The following is a 14,741-nucleotide window of genomic DNA, read 5'->3' on the forward strand; positions in this document are numbered from 1 at the left end:
AAGATTATTTGAGGTGTGAAGCAATTGCGTCACGCATCGAAGCGACTCACTAGGGTTAGCCACAGTGTACGCGCGCGCCGACGCGACCTAATCTCCAGCGAGCGACCTCAGGCGACGAGCTGCGCCAAGGACGCAGCCGCTGTGTCGCTTCACATTCACCGGAGGCGGACGTATGAGGACATGGCTCGGAAGGGGACGGGACGGGACGGGACGGGACGGTACGGTACGGTACGGTACGGTACGGTACGATACGATACGGTACCGTACCGCATGGCATGTGGTCACTGCTGACGCTCTTGGTGCCACTTACCCTGGCTGCATGTGCGCTCGACACTTCGATAGCGACTCCAGTCGTTGCATATCCCGCACTCATCTCTGAGGGTAAGACGCCGATACAGGCACGACAGGGCGAGCTCGCACGCCGTGTCGCCGTGGCCCTTCAAGATGACGCGCTCCGACAGCTCGGAAAACGGAGCATGCGTGATGCACCGCAAGCGGAGTACAAGCTGGATCTCGCCATGTTCCTCCGGGGCGCCGGAGCACAGCTTCGATCTGCAGCGGCCTTGCGGGGCGGTACAACCGACGCTGCACTGCTATCGGAGTTGAGTACTTTGCCGGGGCTGGAGTTCTACATGCCGGTTGCCGCTCACCGGAAGGCGTGGACTGGAGGACGTGATCTCATCGTCGCCACGCAACTTGATGACACCGACGAACCCATTGCGTGGGACCTGAACGGAGCGCGGGTCAGTCTCAGCTTGGCTGCTCCTCCGCAAACGCCGGTGCTCGTGCTCGTTCCGATAGAGACCGATTTCGCACGCGTTCTAACCCCCGAACGCGTTGCCGCGCGTGGAAACCCACAGCGAGAGACGATAGAAGATCCCGCGACTCCGTCCTCGCCAACCACGTATGCCGTGCAGTGCGATACCCCTGACTGCGGCGGAGGCGGTGGAGGAAACAGCACATTCCCCGCCGGGCTCTACATCACATTTCAACGGCTTGTGGACAAGGGCGAGCCTTGGACTCTCGGTGCACCGGAGATCGAAGTCCACATTCACGGACCGCAGACAAGCAGCGCACCTCAGTACGGAGCCGACTTGGCCTGCTCAGGCGATCGTGTCGGCTTTCCGAGAGGCTTCAACCAGGACGACGCGTTCTGGAATGGCGAGGCACTCCTATTCGACCAGTCGCAGATCAATGCTTACAACGCGATTCAGTCGAACGGATTCAACGTCTCCGTGTGGGAGGATGACAACACCGTCTGTCAGATCAAGAAGGAAGATTTCAACCTTGCTGGGCGCTTGAGCACGATCGCCTCGGCCGCCGGCGGCTATGTGGCGGTGAGCGCCGCGACGGGGATCGGTCCGACAGTGATTGCTGCGGCGACCTTTCTGGGATCGGTCTACTCCAGTTTGACGTTCTTGTGGACCAACGATGACTTTCTCGGCACGTATGTGAATGCGTCTGCCGTGGGTCTGTCGTACTCGGACGCTAATCACGTTCTCTACATCGACGGAGGGCAGATCAATGGACGCGCGATGCTCATCACGCAAGGTGCCCACTAGAGTCGTACGAAGTCGGTCGATACTTCGACAATACGTAGGCATCGCGATCGCATGCGGGATCGCGCTGCTGCTGCCCTGCCGGTCGGTCTTCGCGCAGGCGGACTCGTTACGCGGACGACTCGCCGGGTTTGCAACCGGGCCCAGCTTCTTCTACGGCGCCGAAGGCAATACTATCGGCGTGCACCTGCAGGGCAGCCTGATGCTGCGCATCAAACGCTCCCAGACGTGGATTCGCACGGACGTGTCGTCGCACCTCTTTGGCGCTCAACGCCTCTATCCCTGTCTTCTCGTGATTCAAGGCGATTGCTACTCAACGTCGAGCCGTGCTGTCTTCGGCACCAGCCTGGGTATCGAGCGTGCGTTCGGCCGAGGAGGCGATAGCGGTGTCCACCGGTACTATGGAACGCTCGGACTCACTGCACTCGTGTCGGCTCGCGTCGCCGAACGCTACGCCGCGTGCAACCCTGGAAGCCTATGTCCGGACGAGGCACTAACACATGATATCACCAACGTGGACGTCGGCGCAGTCGTCGGTGTTGGGCAGACGTGGAAAGCCGGTTCGAGAGTGTTCTTCATCGAATCGCGCTTGTATCAGCCGTTCCTGCAGAAGAAGAACGACGCAGATCCGTACACGAGTTTCCGTGTAATGCCTCTCACATTCGGGGTTCGCTTCTGACGCAAGTCAACGGCCAGTGCGCGAGGGTGCCCACGGGATCGGTACCCGCGCGCACCGGTCGGGAAGTGGGAGGTGATGTCGGAGTGTACGGGAGTTGATGGAGTCTGGCGTACCACGCCCTCGCGGCGCCACGATTGACGGTGGGCGTGCGTAGCACGGGCGTGAGGCCCGCGCCTCGCACGCCCCCTTCGACTTCCCCCACTCGGAGCATCCCATCGTGAGTGTGCTGCTGCGCGCGTCGCTCGCCGCGCTGGTCGTCCTCGCTCCCCTTCCGCACGCCGCCACGGCGCAGGGAAGGCGCGAGCCAACCGCCCCGGAATTGCGGCTGCCGGGGATGCGCCTCCGCTTCTCGGCCGCCGACGGTCACGTCGAGTCGCTCACCGACGGCGCGGGACGCACGCTGGCCGGGAGCGCCGCCGATTCCATCGGGCTCTGGCGCGTGCAGCTGTCGCCGGGGAGCACGCCGGCATCGATCCGCGCCGCCGAGGCGGCACGCTTCCGCTGGACACGCCTCGCGCGGGGTGGTGTGCAGCTCACCTGGGAAGGTTTCGCCGGGAGTGCGTCGCGCCTGCGCGTGGTGGCCACGGTGCGGCCGCGCGCCGACACGACGACCGCTTGGCACATCGCCCTCGAGGGGATGACTGGGCTCGCGGTGGAAACGGTGCACTTCCCGCGCCTCACGGGGATCGCCTCGTTAGGCTCGGCGGAGGAGCTGGCCGTTCCCCAGTGGATGGGACAGCGCACGCGCGAGCCGCGGCGCCTGCTGGCCGGCGCCGATGGGCGCGGACGCCGGCTGGAGTGGACCTATCCGGGGCAGCTCTCCATCCAGGCGCTCTCGCTCACCGCGCCAGGGCGCGGCGGGCTCTATCTCGCCGCCGACGATACGCTCGCCTATCGCAAGCTCTTTGCCCTCTGGGGCACCGGCGATGGGTCGGCCGGCTACGAAGTGATCCACGCGCTGTCCGATCCCGGCAAGAACGCTCGTTATGCACCCGCCTACTCGGCGATCGTCGGCGTGATCGATGGCGACTGGTTCAGCGCCGTGGAGCGCTACCGCCGATGGGGGACGCGCCAGTACTGGGCACGCACCTCCCGCTTTGCCACGCGACAATCGCCAAAGTGGGTCTACGATACCGGGATCTGGGTGTGGAACCGCGGGCGATCGAACGTCGTTCTCGAGCCGGCGGCACAGCTGCAAGCCGACGCCAGGCTCCCAGTGAGCGTCTTCTGGCACTGGTGGCACGGCGGGCCGTATGACACGTCGTTCCCCGACTACCTCCCGCCGCGCGAGGGGGCAGAGGCGTTCACGCAGGCGGTGGCCAGGGCGCACGACGCCGGGCTGCACGCCATCGTGTACATGAACCAGCGGCTCTGGTGCGTCGAGACGCCGAGCTGGACAAAGGAGAACGCCGAGCGCTTTGCCGTGCGCGAACGCGACGGGACGGTGAGGAAGGAGACGTACAACGTCTTCGACCCCATTCCTTGCGCGCCGATGGACGTCTCGACGCGGTTCTGGCGCGACAAGTACGCGGGAATCGCCGACACCGTCATCCATCAATACAAGCTCGACGGGATCTACATGGACCAGGCGGTGCTGAGCCTTGCCTGCTGGAGCCCCGATCACGGGCACCCCGTGGGGGGCGGTCACTACTGGATGGACGGCTTCCGCGCGCTGGCCAAGGACCTGCGCCGCCGCGCGGGGACGCTGCCGACGGGTTACGCGGGGGAGGGTGGGGGAGAGAGCTGGCTCCCCGACCTCGACGCCTTCCTCACGCTGCAGGTGAGCCAGGAGCGCTACATCGACCCCGCAAGCGGGTGGGAGCCACTCCCCATCTTCCAGGCGGCCTACCATCCGTATGCCGTCACGTACGGGACGTATGGCTCGCTCACCTGGCCGCCGTACGATGACCTGTGGCCCGACTCGACGCGTCCCGCGAACGCGATGACGCTCCTCGACACAAAGTACCGGCAGCAGTACCTGCTGGAGCAGGCGCGCATGTTCGTGTGGGGAATGCAGCCGACTATTGCCAACTTCCTCCCCGAGCAGCTGACGGCGCGTCGCGCGGAGATTGACTACCTGGAGCGCCTGGCGCGGTTGCGCTACGGCTTCCGCCACTGGTTCCAGGAAGGGACGATGCTGCGCGCGCCGGCGCTGCGCGTGGACTCGGCCAACGTGCTGATGTCGCGCGTGTCGATCTACGCGGCGCGGCGTGGCGGGGCGACGGAAGCGGTGACGCGCGCGCCGCTGGTGCTGGGCGGGGCGTGGCGGGCCAAGGACGGGCGGGTGGCGTTCGCGCTGGCGAGCATTGCCGACCAACCCACGGAGGTCGAGCTGCGTCTCGACCCGCGCGCGTACGGGCTGCGCGCCGGCGCGCGCCTGGTGCGCTATGAGGAAGGTGACGCGCGCACGGTGATCGGGACGGTAGAGAGCGGGGCCAGCACGCTGCGGCTGACGGTCCCGGCGTTGCGGGGGATCGTGGTGCGCGTGGAGTAGCACCCTGGAGGTGCGAGACAGGGGGGGAATGGCGGAGCGAAGTGATCATCGGCCGCCCTTCCCCCCTTTCGCACGATGTCCCAGTTTGCGGCATCCGGACCCGCGCGGGCGTCATCTCCATGGCCGCATGTACGTGAGCACCCAGTACCTCCGCAAATGGTCATCCCGACGCCGGACTCCCCCCGGCTCGCTGGAGGTCATCCCCGACGTCTATTCCCCCGAGCTGGGGAACCGGCGCGACATCCTCGTCTACCTCCCCCGCAGCTACCACCGCACCGAGCAGCCGTATCCCGTCATCTACATGCACGACGGGCAGAACCTCTTCGACCCGGCCACGTCGTTCGCCGGTGAATGGGGGGTGGATACGGCAATGGCGCACGCGCCGCATCGCGGTCGCCGGGCCATCGTGGTCGGGATCCCGAACATGGGGGTCGATCGTTTGCGCGAGTACTCCCCCTTTGTCGACGCGCGCGCCGGCGGGGGCGGGGGCGACGCCTACGTCGACTTCATGCTGCGCACGGTGAAGCCGATGATCGACGCGCAGTACCGGACATTCCCCGCTCGCGAAGGGACGGGGATCGCCGGTTCGTCGATGGGGGGGCTCATCTCGCTGTACGCCTTCTTCCGTCACCCGCACGCATTCGGTTTCGCGGGGATCATGTCGCCGGCGCTCTGGTTCGCCGAGCGCGCGGTCTTTCCCTATGTTCGCTCGGCGCCGTTCGTGGAGGGGCGACTGTACCTGGACGTTGGCATGCGCGAGGGAGAGGGGACCTTGCATAACGCGCGCGAGATGCGCGACATCCTGCAGGAGAAGGGCTACCGGATGGGAGAGACGTTGTCGTGGGTCGAGGACGAGGAGGGGATGCACAACGAGCAGGCGTGGGGGCGGCGGCTGCAACACGCGCTTCCCTTCATGCTGCACGATGCGTCCCACGCGGCGGGGCACCCGCAGCACGGGCTGGATGAGCACGACCACTGGCCGGAAGGGCACGAGGGCGCCGCATGAGCACGCGCGTCCACGGTCACCATCATGTCTGGTACTCGCCGGCGGTAGGGCGCCACATGCACGTGCGCTGGTTTGGCCACGGCGGGGCCCGCATCCTTGCCTTTCCAACGACCATGGGGGACCATAACGAGTGGCCCAACCGCTACATGCCGGATGTGCTGTACGAACCCATCCGGCGCGGCTGGTTCCAGCTCTGGTGCCTCGACAGCAACCACAACGCGAGCTGGTACAACAAGGCGGTGCATCCGGGGGAGCGGGCCTGGCGTCACCTGGCCTACGATCGCTACCTCACCGACGAGCTGCTCCCGTTCACCGAGCACGTGAACAACCACGGCTACGTGATTGCGACTGGCGCGTCGTTCGGTGCATTTCTCGCGATGTCGTTCGGGTTGCGGCACCCCACGCGCGTGCACCGCATCCTGGGAATGAGCGGGATGTACGACATTCGCGGGATGACGCAGGATTACTCGGACGGGAACGTGTACGCCTGCAACCCGTTCGAGTTCATACCCAACGAGTGGGAGCAGTGGCGGCTGGAGGCGATGCGGCGGCAGGACATCATCATGGCGATTGGCCGCACCGACCCGCACTTTCACCAGAACCAGGCGTTCTCGGCGTCGCTGCTGCACAAGGGCATCGGCAACGCCCTGCGCGAATGGGATGGTTTCGCCCACGACTGGCCGGTGTGGGAGCAGATGATCCAGCGGTACGTGGGGGGGCATGACTAGGCCTTGTCGAGAAGACGAAAAGACGAGAAGACGAGAAGACGAGGACGGGCGCGTTGGAGCGCGGCCGGTGTCTCGTGCCCCCTTCTCATCGCGGCTGTCGTCACTCGTCTTTCCGTCCTCTGGTCCCCAGCCTTCGCTGGGGTAGGCTTCTCGTCCTCTAGCCCCAAGGAGCTACGCGCCATGGCGAAGAAAGTCGGATTGGTCGTCGGTCGTGAATGGAGCTGGCCTCCCGCCTTCATCGAGGAGGTCAACAAGCGCGATGCCGGCGTGGTGGCCGAGTTCGCGACGCTTGGGGGCGACCACCATGATGGCCCGGTGCCGTACGATGTCCTCATCGACCGCATCTCGCACGAGGTGCCGATGTACCGCTCGTACCTCAAGAAGGCGGTGCTCGAGGGGCGCACGGTCATCAACAATCCGTTCATGTGGTCGGCGGACGACAAGTTCTTTGGCGCGGCGCTGGCCACCAAGGTTGGCGTTGCGTCGCCCAGGACGGTCCTCCTGCCTAACAAGGACTACGTCCCCGGGATCGTCCCCAGCGAGTCGCTGCGCAACCTCAGGTTCCCGCTCGACTGGGAGGCGCTGGCCCGCTACATCGGGATGCCGTGCATCCTCAAGGACGCGCACGGCGGTGGGTGGAAGGAGGTCTACGTCTGCCACTCGGTGCAGGAGCTGATCCAGAACTACAACTCGTCGGGGCTCCTCACGATGATCGTGCAGGAGTTCATCGAGTGGGACCAGTTCGTGCGCTGCCTGTGCCTGGGGCAGGACGAGGTGCTCCCGATGCACTACGACCCCAAGGCGCGCAAGTACATCGTGGAGGACAACTACCTCACGCCGGCCATGCGCGATCGCATCGTCAAGGACTCGCGCACGCTCTGCTCGGCGTTAGGCTACGACATGAACTCGCTGGAGTTTGCCGTGAAGGACGGCGTTCCGTACGCGATCGACTTCATGAACTGCGCGCCGGACATGGACATCTATTCGCTCACGCCGACGTATTTCGACTGGGTGGTGAAGGGGATGGCCGACCTGGCGATCAAGCTGGCGATCAACCCGCGGCGCACCGCGGTGGAGGCGAAGTGGAGTGCGCTGTTCACGGCGTCACGGCCATAGGGGCAGAAGACGAGAAGACGAGAGGACGAGAGGACGAGAGGACGAGAGGACGAGAGGACGAGAGGACGAGAGGCCTGCCCTAGCGAAGGCTGGGGACGAGTGGACGTCAACGGTTGAGGGGCACATTCTTTCCGACCTTATTCACCGCTACCACGAACTCCTCACCCCCGAGATCGCCGAGGAGACGCACGCGCATATCGAGGCGGCGCTGACGCGGCGCGGGTTGGTGTTCGGGGGGCGAGCGTTGTGCACGGTGTTGCGCCCGCGACTGTCCACGCCGCGCGAGGTGGCGTCGTTGCAGGCGCGCATTCGCCCGCTGATGCGCGCCTTCAAGCGCGCGTATGGGCGCGCCATGGCCGACCGTGCGTTCCGCGACCAGTTCGGGCTGCTCGACTGGGAGGAGACGCTCCTGGCCGATGCGCCGGGCTATGACTGGCCGTCGCCGACGTCGCGCCTCGACTTCTTCTATGTCGCCGGCACGGGACAGTTGGGGCTGACGGAGTACAACGCGGAGACGCCGGCCGGGGCGGCGTACGACGATGCGCTGGCCGAGGTGTTCATGGATGCGCCGGCGGTGCGCGAGTTCGCGCGTCACTACGACATCATGACAATGCCGGCGGTGCCGGGCGTGGTGGGGGCGATCCTTGCCGCGTGGCATGAGTGGGCGGGGACACGGCGCCGGCCGCGCATCGCGATCCTCGACTGGGACGACGTTCCCACGCGCACCGAGTTCGAGCTGTATCGCCAGCACTTCGCCACGTTAGGCATCGAGGCGGTGATCGAGGACCCGCGCCGCTGCGAGTATCGCGACGGGGCGTTGTGGGTGGCGGGCAAGCCGGCGGAGCTGATCTACAAGCGCGTCCTCATCAGCGAGTTGATCGAGACCTGCGGGCTCGAGCACGACGTGGTGCGCGCGGTGCGGGAGCGCGCCGTCTGCCTCGTCGATGGCTTCCGCTGCAAGATCCTCCACAAGAAGGCGTCGCTCGCCGTCCTGTCCGACGAGGCCAACGCCGAGTGGTTCTCCCCCGACGAGCTGGAGGCGATCCACGACTGCATCCCGTGGACGCGCGTCGTGCGCGAGCGCCGCACCACCCACCGCGGCGAGTCGATCGACCTGGTGCCGTGGATGGTGGCGAACCGGGATCGCCTTGTCCTCAAGCCTAACGACGAGTATGGCGGGAAGGGGATCACGCTGGGGTGGACGGTGAACGGAACCGAATGGGAGGCGGCCATCGCCGAGGCGCTCGCGCAGCCGTTCATCGTGCAGGAAAAGGTCGCTATCCCGAGCGAGCCCTATCCCAGTTGGGTCGACGGCCGCATCCATGTCCTCGACCGCATGCTCGACACCGCGCCGTTTGTCTCGCACGGCGACCACATGGAGGGTTTGCTGACGCGCCTGTCGACCGCTGCGCTGCTCAACGTGACGGCCGGCGGCGGGAGCACCGTTCCCACGCTCGTCGTGCAACCCAAGTGATAGCGTGCAGCGCGCCGCGTCGCCCCGAGTCCTGTCCGCCCTGGCTGAGCTGGGGCACCTGAGTTCCTTTCCCCGTCTCCCGTCCCCAGGATGAAGCCCCCAAGCCTCACCATCGGCGTCGAAGAGGAGTACCAGATCATCGACCCCAAGACCAGGGCGCTGCAGTCGTACATCACGCAGATCCTGGAGTCGGATCACCTCGTCCTCGGCCAGGTGAAGCCCGAGCTGCACCAGTCGATCGTCGAGGTCGGGACGACGGTCTGCAAGACCCCGCAGGAGGTGAAGGCGCAGCTCATCCAGCTGCGTGGCGGGGTGATGGAGCTCGCCGCCAAGCGCGGGCTCAAGATTGCAGCTGCCGGCACGCACCCGTTCTCGCACTGGGCCGAGCAGGAGATCACGCAGCTCGACCGCTACATCGGGACCAAGGAAGCGATGCAGCAGCTGGCGCAGCAGCTGCTGATTTTCGGGACGCACGTGCACGTGGGGATCGAGGATCGCGACTTCCTCATCGAGGCCTGCAACGCCTCACGGTACTTCCTCCCGCACATCCTCTGCCTGTCGACGTCGTCGCCGTTCTGGATCGGGCGCAAGACGGGGCTCAAATCGTACCGCAGCGCCGTCTTCCGCGCCTTCCCGCGTACGGGGATCCCGCGCTACCTCCCGTCGTGGGCCGACTTCCAGAGTTACCTGGAGACGCTGGTCGAGACCAACTGCATCCCGAACGGTTCGAAGATCTGGTGGGACGTGCGCCCGCATCACCAGTTCCCCACGCTCGAGTTCCGCATCTGCGATGTCTGCACGCGCGTGGACGAGGCGGTGGCAATCGCCGCGATCCTGCAGGCGCTGGTCTTCAAGCTGTACAAGATGCGGCGCGATAATACGACGTGGCGCCTGTACTCCTCGGAGCTGATCGACGAGAACAAGTGGCGCGCCGTCCGTTACGGGCTCGAGGGGAACCTCATCGACTTCGGGAAGAAGATCGAACTTCCGGCTGCAACGCTCATCCGCGAGATGATCGAGTGGTTCCTCGATGACGTGCTCGACGAACTCGGCAGCCGCAAGGAAGTCGAGTACGCCTTCACCATCCTCGAAGGCGGCTCCAGCGCCGACCGGCAGATACGCACCTTCGAGGAGACCGGGGGGAACCTGCAGGCGGTCGTTGATCAGTTGATCCGGGAGACGGAAGAGGGGGTCGTGGTGCCGTGAGCGGCGGCCCGCGCGACCAATCACGACCAACACGGTTCGCGCCGCTGACCGCCCAGTTCGGTGACCAACGGCAACTCACACGAGGTCAATGCATTAGCGCGCTCTCGTGAAGATGAGCTGCGATCGGGGCCGGGGGGCGCCGACACTCCCAGGGGAGAGTGAGCTGGCGGCGCACTGGAAACGAGAACCCCGGCCGCTAGCTTGGGCGCGTGACCTGCACGTGACGGAGTCGTGTCGTCTCCGGGGTTCGGGGCGCGACACGGGATGGCGCAGGACATATGGGGAAACGCCCGATCATCGGCGTGACCATGCAAAGCTTGCGGAGTTCGCTGGCGTTGCCAGGGATGCAAGGAGAGCAGGACATGCAGACGTCGAAGGGAGACCGGCCGTGGTCGGTCGCGCCCTTGCGTGAACACTTTGGACCGTCGGAGAGGCACATGTCGCAGCGCCCGATCATCGGCGTCACCACCCAAACCCTCCACTCGATCGACGGGATCCCGGCCGGACTCCCGCAGTCGGTGGTCATGAACCAGCGCTACTACGTGGCGATCACGCTCATCGGCGCGGCGCCGATCCTGATCCCGCTGCTCGACGACGAGCCGGAAGCGCTGCGCGGGGCCTACGATGTCTGCGACGGGATCCTGATCCCGGGCGGCGTCGATGTCGATCCCGGATACTTCGGCGAGGAGCCGCACCAGAAGCTTGGGCGCATCGACCCGGCGCGCGATCGCACGGAGATGCAGCTCGCGCAGTGGTCGGTGGAGGACAAGAAGCCACTGCTTGGCCTGTGCCGCGGGCTGCAAGTGCTCAACGTGGCACTCGGCGGGTCGCTCTACCAGGACCTCGAGGCGCAGTACCCCGACGCCATCAAGCACGACTACTTCCCCAACTACGGCTATGAGCGCGACCACCTGGCGCACGAAGTCACGCTGGCCAAGGGGAGCCGCCTGCGCCACCTGATGGAGCTGGAGCGCATCCAGGTGAACTCGATGCACCACCAGGGGATCAAGACGCTGGCCCCGGCGCTCGCCGTGTCAGCCGTTGCCCCTGACGGCCTCGTCGAGGCGGTCGAGGTCCCCGGCGATCACTTCTGCGTCGGCGTCCAGTGGCATCCGGAAGTCTTCGAGCTCACCGACCCGCATACGCGACACGTCTTCCGCGAGTTTGTCTCGGCGTCGGCGCGGTTTGGGGGGAAGGGGTAGGGCGGACGGGAGACGGGAGACGGGAGTGCGGGGGGCACCGCTGGTGCCCCCCGCGGTGCGTTCGGGCGGGCGATGAACCACTGGTTCCACCCCACGCCCACCTTCCCGGCGAAAGCTGGGATCCATTTGTCCTCGCCTCATCCGCGACCGGCTGCCTCGGGCGCCAGGGACCGCAATCACAAAGCTCGACACGGAGGCGCACGGAGGAGACACGGAGGGAACACGGAGGAGAGCAAAAGGCACGCCTTCTCCGTGCCCTCCGTGTCTCCGTGAGACCTCCGTGTTAGGCGCTCTTGATCTTTGTAACCAAAGGCAACGGCAACTGCATGGACAAAACAACGGCAACGGCAACTGCAAGGTCAACTTCGCATGACTCGAAGGCGCACGGAGGAGACACGGAGGGAACACGGAGGAAGACGAACGAGCGCCGCGCCGCGCCCCGAACCTCAACGTGACTCTCACGACCCAGCAGCGGTTGAAGTCCGGTGCGGCCACCACCGCTCGACTCTCTCGACACAGCCACTCCGTGCTGCCTCCGTGCTACTCCGTGTCACGCTTTCCACTCCGTGTCGCGCTTTCCGCAGTTGATCTCCCGCAGCCGCCCAGCCCCAGCTACGGCGCGTACACCCGCACATAGTCCACCAGCATCGTCGCCGGAAAGATCGCGTCGGTGGCAGGATCGCCGTCGAAGCCGCCGCCAACGGCCATGTTGAGGATGATGTAGAACGAGTGGTCGAAGGCCCAATCGCCGAGTGAGGACGTGGCGCTGCGGTTCACGGTATAGTGCATCGTCCCGTCGACATAGAAGCGCACCTGACCGGGTTCCCACTCGGCCGCGTAGCTGTGGAAGCCGTCGACAAACGACCAGCCGTCGCGGCCGTGGCGATGCACGAAGGGGGTCTTGTCGCCGCTGTAGCCGGGGCCGTGCATGGCCGAGGAGATCTCGAACGGGCGGCTCCCGCGGAACTCCATGATGTCGATCTCGCCGGAGGCTGGCCACGGCGTGGTGGGGAAGCCTGCGCCGAGCATCCAGAAGGCGGGCCACAGCCCCTGGCCGCGCGGGAGCTGGATGCGCGCTTCGGCGCGGCCGAAGGTGGGCTCGAACTTCCCCTTGGTGGAGAGCTTGGCCGAGGTGTAGCGACAGGGGCCGTAGTAGCAGGTGATACCGCCAGGCGCAACGCGCGCCGTGATGGCGAGCATGCCGCTCCCAGTGATCGAGGCGTTGGCGGCTTCGGCGGTGTAGAGCTCCTTCTCGTTGTTCCCCCACCCGCAGTTCCCGGCGGCGCACCCGTCGCCAAGTTCATGGCGCCAGCGTGCGGAGTCAGGGCGCTCGCCGGCGGGGCCGTCGAACTCGTCGCTCCAGACAAGCCGGGCCATGCGAGCGCTCGCGCGCGCGGTGGGTGCACCGGATGCACCGGGTGCACTGGGCGCCGTTGCGCGCTCGCCGTGGTCGTCGCTGGCGAGCCGTTGCGCGACGACGGTGAAGGGGACGGAGAAGGCGAGCCCGAGCGCGGCGGCGGCGAGTACTGCGGCGCGGAGCATGGGTGATCGGCGACTGGGCACGAGCGGGAGTATGCGGGCGAACTTGGGTGTGCTGCGGACGAGCCGGCTTGCCGGCAGGGCGACGTCGCGAATCTCCGCCGGGCGCGCCCGAGCGTCAACGGCGAGGCGGCGCGGCCGATGGTGCCCTACCCTAAACGTCGAGCGTCGGGTGACGACAAGCCGCCGTTTCCCTCGCGCGGCGTAGGGGAACTGCATCTGTTTGCGCGCGCGCCCTCGCCCGAGTGTGGTGCTCATGTCGCGCGCGATCGACCGTGAGCACTTCACGGATGAGGAGTACGGGCGCTTCCAGTTGCGGCTCCGGGAGAACCTCGAGGCGCTGGAGATCGTGCTCGCGCGTCCGGGGTTCGGCCACGGCCCCACGACGCTGGGCGCCGAGCTCGAACTCTACATCGTCGATTTCGCTGGACGCGCGCGGGGGATCAATCGCGACATCCTGCGACAGCACGTCGATCCGCGACTGGCGCTCGAACTCGACACCTTCAACCTCGAGTACAACCTCACGCCGGTGGAGGGCGAGGGGCACCCGTTCACGGCGATCGAGGAAGAGCTCACGCACGCCCTCGCCTCGCTCAATGTCACCGCGGCGCCGCTCGACGCGCGCATCATTCCCATCGGGATCCTCCCCACCCTCACGCCCGACGACGTTGCGCGCACGGCGCTCACCGACTATCCGCGCTACCGGGCCCTGTCCAACGGGTTGCGGCGCGTGCGCGCGGCCCCGTTCACCATTCGCATCGACGGTGCCGACCCGTTGCAGATGACGGGCGACGACATCACGCTCGAGGGGGCCAACACCTCGTTCCAGGTGCACCTGCGCGTCACCCCCGAGGCATTCGCGGCGACCTACAACGCGGCGCAGCTCGCTACTCCCATTGCGCTGGCCGTCAGTGGCAACTCGCCGATCTTCTGCGGCCACCGCCTGTGGGAGGAGACGCGCGTGGCGCTGTTCAAGCAGGCGCTCGACGTGCGCGACCTGGTAGAGCAGGTCTGGCACCCGCCGGCGCGCGTGAGCTTCGGGCACGGCTGGGTGCGGCGCAGCGCCTTCGAGCTGTTCGCCGAGTCGGCCGCGCTCTTCCCGCCCATCCTCCCGTTGGTCGACGACGAGGATTCGGTCGCCGTGGCGTGCGCCGGCGCGGTGCCGCGCCTCTCCGAACTGCGCCTGCAGCAGGGGACGGTGTGGCGGTGGAACCGCGCGATCTACGACCCTGCAGCTGACGGACACCTGCGCATCGAGATGCGTGCGCTCCCGGCGGGGCCGACGCCGATCGACATGGCAGCCAGCGCCGCCTTCCTCGTGGGGCTCACGGTGGCGCTGCGCGAGGAGGTCGATGCCCTGCTCCCGGCATTTCCGTTCCCGTATGCGGAGTGGAACTTCTACCGTGCGGCGCAGCGCGGGCTGGACGCGCGCCTCCTCTGGCCGTCGCCCGTGGCCCCGTCGCCCATGGCGGTGAGTGCCCGCGCGATGGTGGCGCGCTTTCTTCCCGACGCGGCGCGCGGGCTGGAATCGTTAGGTGTGGCCGATGCGGAGATCCGTCGCATGCTGACGGTCATCAACGGGCGGCTGGAGACGGGGCAGACCGGGGCCCGCTGGCAACGCCAGGCGCTCGATCGCTGCCTGCCGCAGCTCGCGCGGCGCGAGGCGCTGGCCTGCATGATGGAGCAGTACATCATCCGCTCCCTCACGGGTGAGCCGGTGCACACCTGGACGTTCTGA

Annotated in this window: 11 protein-coding genes; 10 read left to right on the forward strand and 1 reads right to left on the reverse strand. The window is 66.6% G+C overall.

From position 1 onward, the window contains the following. Positions 1-476 precede the first annotated feature (476 nt). The 9 genes from IT359_14255 to IT359_14295 all read left to right on the forward strand — a co-directional run bounded on the left by IT359_14255 (position 477) and on the right by IT359_14295 (position 11,464). Positions 477-1,562 (forward strand): hypothetical protein, encoded by a 1,086-nt coding sequence (locus IT359_14255; protein MCC6930143.1) that lies wholly within the window; start codon positions 477-479, stop codon positions 1,560-1,562. Positions 1,563-1,761: 199 nt separating this feature from the next. Beyond that, a complete protein-coding gene (locus tag IT359_14260; GenBank protein MCC6930144.1) occupies positions 1,762-2,238 on the forward strand; it encodes a hypothetical protein in 477 nt (158 codons plus the stop codon). A gap of 217 nt (positions 2,239-2,455) precedes the next feature. Beyond that, the gene (locus IT359_14265) at positions 2,456-4,732 is read left to right on the forward strand and encodes a hypothetical protein (protein MCC6930145.1); all 2,277 of its coding nucleotides are present in this window, start codon (positions 2,456-2,458) and stop codon (positions 4,730-4,732) included. A gap of 127 nt (positions 4,733-4,859) precedes the next feature. Next, entirely contained in the window at positions 4,860-5,738 is an 879-nt protein-coding gene (locus tag IT359_14270; GenBank protein MCC6930146.1) for an alpha/beta hydrolase, read from the forward strand. After that, complete coding sequence (locus IT359_14275) at positions 5,735-6,466, forward strand: hypothetical protein (protein MCC6930147.1); 732 nt, start codon at positions 5,735-5,737, stop codon at positions 6,464-6,466. Before IT359_14270 ends, IT359_14275 begins: the two co-directional genes overlap by 4 nt. Before the next feature lie 180 nt (positions 6,467-6,646). Continuing rightward, the gene (locus tag IT359_14280) at positions 6,647-7,582 is read left to right on the forward strand and encodes a hypothetical protein (GenBank protein MCC6930148.1); all 936 of its coding nucleotides are present in this window, start codon (positions 6,647-6,649) and stop codon (positions 7,580-7,582) included. 124 nt (positions 7,583-7,706) lie between these two features. After that, positions 7,707-9,056 carry a hypothetical protein gene (locus tag IT359_14285; protein MCC6930149.1) on the forward strand — a complete coding sequence of 450 codons (1,350 nt, stop codon included), beginning with the start codon at positions 7,707-7,709 and terminating at the stop codon, positions 9,054-9,056. 90 nt (positions 9,057-9,146) lie between these two features. Beyond that, positions 9,147-10,262: a carboxylate-amine ligase gene (locus tag IT359_14290; protein ID MCC6930150.1), complete on the forward strand. Its 1,116-nt coding sequence runs from the start codon at positions 9,147-9,149 to the stop codon at positions 10,260-10,262. Positions 10,263-10,699: 437 nt separating this feature from the next. Next, positions 10,700-11,464, forward strand: coding sequence for a gamma-glutamyl-gamma-aminobutyrate hydrolase family protein (locus IT359_14295; GenBank protein MCC6930151.1), 765 nt, complete (start codon positions 10,700-10,702; stop codon positions 11,462-11,464). Positions 11,465-12,076: 612 nt separating this feature from the next. Here IT359_14295 and IT359_14300 read toward each other — a convergent pair. Next, entirely contained in the window at positions 12,077-13,006 is a 930-nt protein-coding gene (locus tag IT359_14300) for a glycoside hydrolase family 16 protein (protein ID MCC6930152.1), read from the reverse strand. Positions 13,007-13,259: 253 nt separating this feature from the next. Between IT359_14300 and IT359_14305 the strand changes: the two genes are divergently transcribed. Next, positions 13,260-14,741 (forward strand): glutamate--cysteine ligase, encoded by a 1,482-nt coding sequence (locus IT359_14305; protein MCC6930153.1) that lies wholly within the window; start codon positions 13,260-13,262, stop codon positions 14,739-14,741.

The sequence above is a fragment of the Gemmatimonadaceae bacterium genome (genome assembly GCA_020852815.1).
In the GTDB taxonomy this organism is placed as follows: domain Bacteria; phylum Gemmatimonadota; class Gemmatimonadetes; order Gemmatimonadales; family Gemmatimonadaceae; genus SCN-70-22.